9 protein-coding genes are annotated in these 10,473 nt (G+C 52.4%); 8 read left to right on the forward strand and 1 reads right to left on the reverse strand.

The features are described 5' to 3' along the window. Positions 1-392: 392 nt before the first annotated feature. From leuO to cra, 5 genes are all read left to right on the forward strand, one after another. A complete protein-coding gene (leuO, locus tag QOT07_RS03395; RefSeq protein ID WP_099063086.1) occupies positions 393-1,340 on the forward strand; it encodes a transcriptional regulator LeuO in 948 nt (315 codons plus the stop codon). A 463-nt stretch (positions 1,341-1,803) separates the two neighbouring features. After that, positions 1,804-3,612, forward strand: a complete 1,809-nt coding sequence (locus tag QOT07_RS03400) for an AMP-dependent synthetase/ligase (protein ID WP_099063085.1) — start codon at positions 1,804-1,806, stop codon at positions 3,610-3,612. A 316-nt stretch (positions 3,613-3,928) separates the two neighbouring features. Further along, on the forward strand, positions 3,929-5,647 hold the full coding sequence (gene ilvI / locus QOT07_RS03405) for an acetolactate synthase 3 large subunit (protein WP_099063084.1): 1,719 nt from the start codon (positions 3,929-3,931) through the stop codon (positions 5,645-5,647). Between the two features lie 2 nt (positions 5,648-5,649). After that, the gene (gene ilvN, locus QOT07_RS03410; protein WP_004932806.1) at positions 5,650-6,141 is read left to right on the forward strand and encodes an acetolactate synthase small subunit; all 492 of its coding nucleotides are present in this window, start codon (positions 5,650-5,652) and stop codon (positions 6,139-6,141) included. 216 nt (positions 6,142-6,357) lie between these two features. Then, a complete protein-coding gene (gene cra, locus QOT07_RS03415) occupies positions 6,358-7,362 on the forward strand; it encodes a catabolite repressor/activator (RefSeq protein ID WP_085120221.1) in 1,005 nt (334 codons plus the stop codon). A gap of 40 nt (positions 7,363-7,402) precedes the next feature. Here cra and QOT07_RS03420 read toward each other — a convergent pair whose 3' ends face one another. Continuing rightward, positions 7,403-7,843, reverse strand: a complete 441-nt coding sequence (locus QOT07_RS03420; RefSeq protein WP_085120222.1) for an L-alanine exporter AlaE — start codon at positions 7,841-7,843, stop codon at positions 7,403-7,405. An 871-nt stretch (positions 7,844-8,714) separates the two neighbouring features. Between QOT07_RS03420 and mraZ the strand changes: the two genes are divergently transcribed. Genes mraZ through ftsL form a run of 3 tightly spaced genes read left to right on the forward strand, consistent with a single transcriptional unit; the run spans position 8,715 to position 10,434 of the window. Further along, the gene (mraZ, locus tag QOT07_RS03425) at positions 8,715-9,173 is read left to right on the forward strand and encodes a division/cell wall cluster transcriptional repressor MraZ (protein WP_085120223.1); all 459 of its coding nucleotides are present in this window, start codon (positions 8,715-8,717) and stop codon (positions 9,171-9,173) included. Positions 9,174-9,175: 2 nt separating this feature from the next. Continuing rightward, complete coding sequence (rsmH, locus tag QOT07_RS03430) at positions 9,176-10,117, forward strand: 16S rRNA (cytosine(1402)-N(4))-methyltransferase RsmH (RefSeq protein WP_085120224.1); 942 nt, start codon at positions 9,176-9,178, stop codon at positions 10,115-10,117. Continuing rightward, positions 10,114-10,434, forward strand: a complete 321-nt coding sequence (ftsL, locus tag QOT07_RS03435; RefSeq protein ID WP_012005204.1) for a cell division protein FtsL — start codon at positions 10,114-10,116, stop codon at positions 10,432-10,434. Before rsmH ends, ftsL begins: the two co-directional genes overlap by 4 nt. Positions 10,435-10,473 lie beyond the last annotated feature (39 nt).

Consider the following 10,473-nt stretch of genomic DNA (forward strand, 5'->3'; position numbering starts at 1 on the left):
GTGGTTTGTTATGTTTTTTATGAATTATTCATAGAGTTAATGGCTATCAGTAATTAATGAGGGGGTTTTATTAAAGGAAGTGGTTATTAACCGTATTTTTATCGGAGTAAGTAAGGGTGAGGAACAGAAGTTAAATGAAGGTGCAAAGAGAGGTTTGTGAAGTTAACCGATTTAAATGGTGTGTGTGATCTCTTCCCGCGAGAAAAATGGATGTGATGTGCGGCAGGTATTAACTTTTAACCATGTTTGTATATAGGACGTTGCTTGAGCTCGGTTTAAATGAACGGAGCGAGAGATAACTAATTCTGCTTTGTGCGATTAGAACAGCGATGAATTATCACTCGTTAATTGTACTTTGGGGATTATCTACACAGGACTTAGTGGAGTGGGATATGTCGGAATATAATTCAGAAGTTATCACTGAGAAAGAAACCAGCGATTTGCATTTACGCAGTGTCGATCTGAATTTGCTAACGGTGTTTGATGCCGTTATGCAGATGCAGAATATTACCCGGGCCGCGAGCTTTTTGGGGATGTCGCAACCGGCAGTGAGCAACGCCGTTGCGCGCTTGAAACTGATGTTCAATGACGAGTTGTTTGTGCGCTGTGGGCGCGGGATCCAGCCTACTGTAAGGGCCAGGCAGCTTTTTGGGCCGGTGAGGCAAGCATTGCAGTTGGTGCAAAATGAGCTGCCTGGCGCGGAGTTTGAACCCTTTACCAGTGAGCGAGTCTTCTCCATCGCCATTTGCAGCCCACTTGATTTGCGCTTGGGATCCGCGCTAATCAACCACCTGAAGGAAATAGCGCCTCAGACCCATTTAAAAATAAAATCATATATAACGAGTAGTATTGATAGCCAATTGCGCTACCAAGAGGTTGAGTTCGTTATTGGCTATGCCTGTTTTGAATCGGCAGAGTTTAAAAGTGTGAGGCTTTTTGAGGATGAACTGGTGCTGGTTCTTGCCAAGAAACATCCGAGAATTGAAAAAGCCATCACGCCGGAACAAATTCTTGGGGAGCAGCATGCGGTGGTTTCGCTGGATATTTTTAACTCCTTCAGTAAGCCTTACTATATAGAGGAGGCGATGCAGCGCGTCGTGGCTCAGCAATGTACCGATTTATACAGTGTGCTGAATATGGTATCCAATACTGACATGATTGCCATAGTTCCTGCCTGGCTGGCTCAGCAGCAGGCTGAAGCATTACAGCTGCGTTTTATTCCTTTCCCCTGCAGTGAGAATAAGGTGACCTGTTATCTATCCTGGCATGAGTCGGCAGAAAGAGATAAGGGACATCTATGGATGAAAGGTATGCTTGGCCAGTCTGATATGTCTGAGTAAATCAGCCGATTATTACCCCCGAGGTGGTAGTTTCCCGTTGGGGGAATAATTTTTCCCATTCGTTGGTTAGGAATTACCTTGGGTTTATGTAAGATATATCTTGGCTTAAGTGTTCTGAATTAACCGCTTCCGCATGACCTCGGTAGTTTCATTGAAAATTATTATAATGAAATTATATTCTGAAATATTAATTACAGTTGGTGTTTTTATCTGTTTTCTTCGGTGCCTGTCGAACCCGCGTTTTGTGACCTGGATAAAACCTTTTCATCACCCTTCTGTCCAATGAGAGGTTGCGGTGAAATTAACCTGGGTTTTAGCTCACACTTCTACGCTGAAATCTCTTTTCCCGTTGCCAGAGAGTAGGTAGACTGCGCGAAAAAAAGTAAACACGTGTAAGCTGAGATGCAGAGCAAGATGGCCTGCTCAACGCTAACTGTTTGATTCATTTCAGGCTCAGGGCGCTATGATCAATAATCTGCTGCAATACCATTTGACTCACCGTATACAGCACCAAATTTCCCAGCGTGCCGATCGCACAGCTTTTCGCCAATGGTCTCCTGCTGGAGAGACCCAATTGACCTGGCAGCAGGTCGATACGCATATCAACCACATTGCCAGTGCGCTGTTGGCGTTGGGCACCGAGGTGCAGGAGCGTATCGCGATCTTTGCCAATAACAGCATGGCCTGGTCGCTGGCGGATTTGGCGATCCTGCGCTTACGTGGGGTCAGCGTGCCGCTGTATGCCACCAATACACCGGCCCAGGCGGCTTTTATCATTAATGACGCCGATATCCGCATTCTGTTCGTTGGCGAACAGGCTCAGCTGGATGCTGCCATCGCATTACGCGGTGTCTGTCCGCAATTGAACCACATTATTGTGTTTGATGACGGCGTTGATCTGCGCGGTTGTGAGATTGCTCAGCACCTGAGCGCCTTTGAGCATGAAGCCGATCCGGCGGCGTTTGAATCGCAGCTGCAGCAACGCATTGCCGATTGCGATCTGCGGGATCTGTTCACACTGATCTACACCTCCGGTACCACCGGCGAACCTAAAGGGGTGATGCTGGATTACCGCAACCTGGCGGCACAGCTGTATCTGCACGATGAGCGACTGACGGTAACGGAAGAAGATGTCTCTCTCAGTTTCCTGCCGATGTCGCATGTGTTTGAACGCGCCTGGAGTTTCTTCATTATGCACTCCGGTGCGCAAAACGTGTTTTTGCCCAATACCGACTGGGTGCGTGAGGCCATGACGGCGGTACGCCCGACGCTGATGTGCGCGGTGCCGCGGTTCTACGAAAAAATCTTCAGTGCAGTGCACGAGAAAGTTGCCCGTGCCCCCTGGCTGCGCCGTGCACTGTTCCACTGGGCAATTGTCTGCGGTGAGCGTAAGTTCCTGCAAGAACGCGCCGGTAAACCTCTGGGCAAGTTGTTTGATCTTTCCCACCGTTGGGCCGATAAGCTGGTGTTGAGTAAACTGCGCGGCATTCTCGGCGGGCGGGTGCGGTTCTTGCCGGCTGCCGGTGCCAAACTGGACGACAATGTCATCCTGTTTTTCCAGGCGATGGGCATCAACATCAAATATGGTTATGGCATGACCGAGACCTGCGCCACCGTTTCCTGCTGGGAAGAGGGCAATTTCCGCTTTGGCTCGATTGGCAAACCCTTGCCGGGGGTTGAGGTGCGTATTGGTGAGGAGAATGAAATCCAGGTGCGTGGCCCGGTGGTGATGCGCGGTTATTTCAATAAGCCGCTGGAAACCGCCGCCTCCTTTACCGAAGATGGCTGGTTGAAGACCGGCGATGCCGGTGCCATTGACGAAGGCGGCAACCTGTTTATCACCGAGCGCCTCAAGGATCTGATGAAAACCTCCGGCGGCAAGTACATTGCTCCGCAGATGCTCGAAGGCACGCTGGCGCAGGATCGCTTTATCGAACAGGTGGCGATCATTGCCGACGCACGTAAATTTGTCTCCGCCTTGATTGTGCCCAGCTTTGAGTCGCTGGAAGAGTATGCCAAGTCCATCAACCTGAAATACCAGGATCGGCTTGAACTGCTGCGCAACAGCCATATTCTGGAAATGTTCGACAGCCGCCTGCGTGAGATGCAAAAAGAGTTGGCGCGTTTCGAACAGGTGAAAAAGTTTACCCTGTTGCCGGCGGCCTTTTCGATGGAGTTGGGGGAACTGACACCGACGTTGAAGCTGCGTCGTAAAGTGATTTTGCAGCGCTATCAGAGTGAAATTGATTCAATGTACCAGGAGAAGGCTTAACCACGCCTTAGTGCAGGTTTCCCGGTTAAAAAAACGGCATCCTTCTTGCCTGATATAGTTCTGTAATTCCTCGCCTGACTGAAACAATGCCTAGCCCGATTTGCCAGCGGCTAGTGCATTGTTTCTGTAAACCCCCGATCCCCAGCTCGTTGCCAGTAACCCTTTTGTTGTTGTGCCATTTTGCCGTTTGCCTGCCTTATATTCTGACGTTATGTTAATGGGTTATAGTCAATCCATAAAAAGTTTGGGGTATTGCCCCACAACAGGCGCCACGTTCCGGCGCCAGATAAGAATAAGTTAGCCTGGAGGCAAACCCATGGAGATGTTGTCAGGAGCCGAGATGGTCGTCCGATCGTTGATCGATCAGGGCGTTAAGCATGTATTCGGTTATCCGGGCGGGGCGGTACTCGATATCTACGATGCCCTGCATACGGTCGGAGGAATCGATCACATATTGGTACGCCATGAGCAAGGTGCCGTGCATATGGCCGATGGCTATGCGCGTGCGACTGGCGAAGTGGGGGTGGTGCTGGTGACCTCAGGTCCCGGAGCGACCAATGCGATCACCGGCATTGCGACCGCCTATATGGATTCCATCCCAATGGTAGTGCTGTCCGGTCAGGTTCCCAGCTCGCTGATTGGCTATGATGCCTTCCAGGAGTGCGACATGGTGGGGATTTCTCGCCCGGTAGTGAAGCACAGCTTCCTGGTCAAACGCACCGAAGATATTCCCGGCATCCTGAAGAAGGCTTTTTACCTGGCTTCTACCGGTCGCCCTGGTCCGGTGGTGATCGACCTGCCGAAAGACATCGTGGGTCCGGCGGTGAGAATGCCTTACGCCTATCCGCAGGAAGTGAGCATGCGTTCCTATAACCCGACAGTGCAAGGGCATCGCGGGCAGATTAAGCGTGCGTTACACACCGTACTGTCGGCTAAAAAACCCGTGATGTACGTTGGCGGCGGGGCGATCAACTCGGCCTGTGAGGCAGAGCTGCTGGAATTGGCGGAGAAGCTGAATCTGCCGGTGACCTGCACCCTGATGGGGTTGGGTGCCTTTCCCGGTACGCATCGCCAGAGCGTCGGCATGCTCGGCATGCACGGCACTTATGAAGCCAACAAAACCATGCACAACTCTGACGTGATTTTTGCCGTCGGCGTGCGTTTTGACGATCGTACCACCAACAACCTGGCCAAATATTGCCCGGACGCTACCGTACTGCATATCGACATTGACCCTACCTCAATTTCCAAGACGGTAGACGCCGATATTCCAATTGTTGGCGATGCCAAACAGGTGCTTACGCAGATGCTGGAGCTTCTGGCACAGGAAGACAAGGCGCAGGACCACGATGCGTTGCGTGACTGGTGGCAGTCCATTGAGCAGTGGCGCGCGCGCGATTGCCTGAGCTACGACAAAAACAGCGGCACCATTAAGCCACAGGCAGTGATCGAAACCCTGCACCGGCTGACCAAGGGTGACGCTTATGTCACTTCCGATGTCGGCCAGCACCAGATGTTCGCCGCGCTCTATTATCCCTTCGACAAGCCACGCCGTTGGATTAACTCCGGCGGGCTGGGCACCATGGGCTTTGGTCTGCCGGCGGCGCTGGGCGTGAAGTTGGCGCTGCCTGATGAAACCGTGGTGTGTGTCACCGGGGACGGCAGTATCCAGATGAACATTCAGGAGCTGTCCACCGCGCTGCAGTACAACCTGCCGGTGATCGTGGTGAACCTGAACAACCGCTATCTGGGGATGGTGAAGCAGTGGCAGGACATGATTTATTCCGGCCGCCACTCCCAGTCTTATATGGATTCCCTGCCGGACTTCGTCAAACTGGCGGAGGCTTATGGCCACGTAGGCATCGCCATTCGCACCCCGGATGAGCTGGAAAGCAAACTGGCACAGGCGCTGGCCGAGAAGGAGCGTCTGGTATTTGTCGACGTCACCGTCGATGAGACCGAACATGTTTACCCGATGCAGATCCGGGGTGGAAGCATGGACGAAATGTGGTTAAGCAAAACGGAGAGGACCTGATCATGCGCCGTATTTTATCTGTATTGCTGGAAAATGAATCCGGTGCGTTATCGCGTGTGGTGGGCTTGTTCTCTCAGCGCGGTTACAACATTGAAAGCCTGACGGTAGCACCGACCGACGATCCCACTCTGTCACGAATGACGATTCAAACCGTTGGCGATGAGAAAGTGCTGGAGCAGATCGAAAAGCAGCTGCATAAGTTGGTGGACGTGCTGCGCGTCAGCGAACTGGTGCAGGGCGCGCACGTTGAGCGTGAAATCATGCTGGTGAAGCTGCAGGCCAGCGGTTATGGCCGCGAAGAGGTGAAACGCTGCGCCGACATTTTCCGCGGTCAGATTGTCGACGTCACCGCCACGCTATACACCGTTCAGCTGGCAGGTACCAGCGACAAGCTGGATGCGTTCCTGAGTGCGGTGCGTGAAGTGGCCGAAATTGTCGAGGTGGCGCGTTCCGGTGTGGTCGGCGTGTCGCGCGGCGATAAAATCATGCGCTGAGGCGTGATACCGGCATAATCTAGGGGCGTAGCCAGGCTGCGCCCTTTGTTTTTCGGTGTTTTTTGCCCGTTTGCTGGCACCTTTCGGCAAAAGCGGTTGCTAGGCAGTGTTTTCTGCTGTTAGATCGCAGAGGCTGGATTGAATAACCGCACAGGATGCGATGGTTAATCCGGGCATGGTTTTCACTTCTATTTTCAGCGTCATTAAGGGGTTAACGTGAAACTGGATGAAATCGCGCGTCTCGCAGGCGTTTCGCGCACTACGGCCAGTTATGTCATCAACGGCAAGGCGAAGCAGTATCGTGTCAGCGATAAAACCGTCGAAAAAGTGATGGCCGTGGTCAGGGAGCACAACTATCATCCGAATGCCGTCGCGGCAGGGCTGCGCGCCGGGCGGACTCGTTCAATCGGTCTGGTGATACCGGATCTGGAAAACACCAGCTACACCCGCATTGCCAACTATCTGGAACGTCAGGCTCGCCAACGCGGCTACCAGTTGTTGATTGCCTGTTCGGAAGATCAGCCGGATAACGAAATGCGCTGCATTGAGCACCTGTTGCAACGCCAGGTCGACGCGCTGATCGTTTCCACCGCCTTACCGCCGGAGCACCCGTTCTATCAGCGTTGGGCCAACGATCCACTGCCGATTATTGCTCTGGACCGGGCACTGGATCGCGAGCATTTCATCAGCGTGGTGGGGGCCGATCAAGAGGACTCATTCGCGCTGGCGCAGGAGCTTCGTACCTTCCCGGCTGAATCGGTGCTGTATCTGGGGGCCTTGCCGGAGCTTTCCGTCAGCTTCCTGCGTGAGCAGGGGTTCCGTGAGGCATGGCAGGATGACGAGCGGCATGTCGATTATCTGTATGCCAACAGTTATGAGCGTGAGGCTGCCGGCGTGTTGTTTGCCGAATGGCTGAAAACCCATCCGATGCCCCAGGCGTTGTTCACCACCTCATTCTCTTTGCTGCAAGGGGTGATGGACGTGACGCTGAAGCAACGTGGCCGCTTGCCGACCGATCTGGCGATCGCTACCTTTGGCGATCACGAGCTGTTGGACTTCCTCGAGTGTCCGGTTCTGGCGGTCGCCCAGCGTCACCGTGACGTGGCCGAGCGCGTGCTGGAACTGGTGCTCGCCAGCCTGGATGAACCGCGTAAACCCAAACCGGGTCTGACGCGCATCCGGCGCAATCTGTTCCGTCGCGGCAGTCTTAGCAGGAAATAATCCTCAACAGGAGCGCGCCGTTGCGCTCCTGCTTCATGCTTCACACGTAGCCTGCCACTCTGAACAATCTTCTGCAGTATTCGAGAAAGTAACCGTACACCACGCCCATTGCCATCGACACCACTGCGTTACTGGTCACCGCCGTCATGATTTGTTGCCCATCGGCACCGACGCTCCACAGGATGGCGGCATAGACGGGGGACTGGAAACTGACATAGGCCAACAGGTCGGCCAGGTTGCGCAGTAAAAAGGGTTGGCGGTGAAAGCGCCTGGCGACACGGATAAACAGATCGCGATAGCGGCCATAGGGCCAGGCGATCAGGATGTTCACCGGGATCGACAGCAAACGGGACGAGAGTGATTGTTGAAAGCTCATGCCGGACACCAGGATTTCTATCGCCATACCGGCGATGAAGCAGTACACCACCAGTGCAAAGGTATCGGCAGCGGCGCTGCGCCAATGAGGGACAGGCGAAAGCATGATGCAATCTCCGTGGTTATTGGTTAATATTCTGTTAAATCATTAATTATTGGTTGTTAAATCTGGTTTTTTATTCTTTTTGTAGTTTACACTTCCGCTATGAATTAACTAAGTAGCTAAATATTTTTATTTTAAGGTGTTGCGTGGTTTTTGTGCTGAGCTCGGGCAGAGGAATATGGCGCGAAGGGATTAAAAATGGATGAATTGCAACTATTCAATAAAAAACAATGAGTTGCATTATTTGTTGCGGCGAACTGCTTTTTCACAGTAAAAATTGTGGGAATAAATGATGTAAGGAAATGAAACCATAATTGTAAACAGGTATTTTGAGAATAATCTTACTAAATTGATTTAAATCGAAATTAGCTCCCCTCGTAATATCCGAGTCATTTATTTTTTCAGCGAACTTATCACTGAGGCTTTAATTGAAGTAAAATAGCGGCCGGTGTGGGGCGTAATAACCGTTGAGCGTTATTAACTCAATGGCTTAAGCCCTATTTCGGCGGTAAGGCAAGTTTGCGCCGGGCCTTGTCCGGTGCGGGTCCCAACGGGTTACAGGGATGTGATTGCCGAGCTAAAAAATGAGACATCGATTGCAGAAGGAAGTATTGAGTTAATTAATCGCCAATTTGTCAGGTTTTTAATCACGTTCTTTCCGCTTAGAAATTTCTCCCCGTTTATCATGATGTTAATTTTTAATCATCTAATAAATAGCGTTCCTTTCGCGAGCCAGCTCCCAAAATGACCGAAGAAATATTGCCAAAGCGCTGGCGCTCTGGCTTGACAAGGTTTTCATACCCTCCGTAAACTCCATTATGTGGGAATTTGTGGGGTAAAGTGGTGAAAATGGTCGTGGAGGGGTAGCTCAGGCATGTTCCGTGGAGCAACGATGGTTAATCTCGACAGCAAAGGGCGGCTTGCCGTACCCACCCGTTACCGGGATTTGCTGAACGAGCAATCGCTAGGCCAAATGGTTTGCACCATTGACCTCCATCAGCCCTGCCTACTGCTTTACCCACTGCCCGAATGGGAAATTATCGAGCAAAAGTTATCCCGTCTGTCGAGTATGAATCCCGCCGAGCGCCGCGTTCAGCGCTTGCTGTTGGGACATGCTAGTGAGTGTCAGATGGATAGCGCCGGTCGGTTGCTGTTAGCGACAACGCTACGCCAACACGCCGGGCTCACCAAAGAAGTGATGCTGGTCGGGCAGTTCAACAAGTTTGAACTGTGGGATGAACAGACCTGGTATCAACAAGTCAAGGATGATATTGACGCAGAACAGTCGACTCAGGAACCGTTGTCTGAGCGGCTACAGGACTTGTCGCTATAAGCATGTTGGAAAATTATAAACACACCACCGTACTGTTGGATGAGGCGGTAAAAGGTCTCAATATTCGCAGTAACGGCATATATATCGACGGTACTTTTGGCCGCGGTGGCCATTCGCGTCTGATTCTGTCCCAGTTGGGGCCGGAAGGGCGTTTGCTGGCAATTGACCGCGACCCACAGGCGATTGCAGCCGCCAAGTCTATTGAAGATCCTCGTTTTAGCATCGTACACGGCCCATTTTCAGATTTGTCACACTATGTGCGGGAACGCGAATTAGTGGGGCAGATAGATGGCATTTTACTCGATCTGGGCGTTTCTTCGCCGCAGTTGGATGACGCAGAACGCGGCTTCTCCTTCATGCGTGACGGACCACTGGATATGCGTATGGACTCCTCAAGCGGTCAGTCAGCCTCAGAGTGGCTGATGAAAGCGGAAGCCGACGACATTGCCTGGGTGTTGAAAACCTTTGGCGAGGAGCGTTTCGCCAAGCGTATCGCTCGCGCCATCGTGGAAAGAAATCTGGTCGATCCGATGACTCGCACCAAACAGCTGGCTGATTTGATCGCCAACGCCAGCCCGTTCCGGGATAAACACAAACACCCGGCAACCCGTAGTTTCCAGGCGATCCGCATCTACATCAACAGTGAGTTGGAAGAGATCGAACGTGCGCTGGACGGCGCGCTGGAAGTGCTGGCCCCGCAGGGTCGCCTGTCGGTGATCAGCTTCCACTCGCTGGAAGACCGTATCGTTAAACGCTTTATGCGCCACCACAGTCGCGGTGCTCAGGTACCGGCCGGTATTCCGCTGACCGAAGCGCAATTGCGCAGCATGGGCGGACGCACGCTGAAAGCGCTGGGCAAGATGATGCCTGGAGATGCCGAAGTGGCGGAAAACCCACGTGCGCGTAGCTCGGTGTTGCGTATTGCCGAGAGGATGCCCGCGTGATTGGTAATGAGCGTCATGGCTTAGTCGGGGTGATTGGCGGCGATCTGCTGCGTAACGCCAAGATCCCGTTGATTTTGCTGATTGCCTCGCTGGTGTCTGCGGTTTTTGTGGTGACTACCGCGCACCGTACCCGTTTGCTGACCGCCGAGCGCGAGCAGCTTGTTTTAGAGCGAGATGCTCTGGACATTGAGTGGCGCAACCTGATTCTGGAAGAGAATGCTCTTGGGGATCACAGTCGGGTAGAGCGCATCGCTACTGAAAAACTGCAGATGCAACATGTTGATCCATCGCAGGAAAATATCATCGTTAAACAATGAATGGTTTAACTGAAATCACTACACGGAGTAGAAAGGGAA

Source organism: Serratia proteamaculans (assembly GCF_949794035.1).
GTDB classification, from domain to species: Bacteria; Pseudomonadota; Gammaproteobacteria; order Enterobacterales; family Enterobacteriaceae; genus Serratia; species Serratia proteamaculans.

Excerpts from the sequence above, each read along its gene's own strand:
- leuO (WP_099063086.1), top strand. The coding sequence starts at position 393 with ATGTCGGAATATAATTCAGAAGTTATCACTGAGAAAGAAACCAGCGAT.
- QOT07_RS03400 (WP_099063085.1), top strand. The coding sequence starts at position 1,804 with ATGATCAATAATCTGCTGCAATACCATTTGACTCACCGTATACAGCAC.
- ilvI (WP_099063084.1), top strand. The coding sequence starts at position 3,929 with ATGGAGATGTTGTCAGGAGCCGAGATGGTCGTCCGATCGTTGATCGAT.
- ilvN (WP_004932806.1), top strand. The coding sequence starts at position 5,650 with ATGCGCCGTATTTTATCTGTATTGCTGGAAAATGAATCCGGTGCGTTA.
- QOT07_RS03420 (WP_085120222.1), bottom strand. The coding sequence starts at position 7,843 with ATGCTTTCGCCTGTCCCTCATTGGCGCAGCGCCGCTGCCGATACCTTT.
- mraZ (WP_085120223.1), top strand. The coding sequence starts at position 8,715 with ATGTTCCGTGGAGCAACGATGGTTAATCTCGACAGCAAAGGGCGGCTT.
- rsmH (WP_085120224.1), top strand. The coding sequence starts at position 9,176 with ATGTTGGAAAATTATAAACACACCACCGTACTGTTGGATGAGGCGGTA.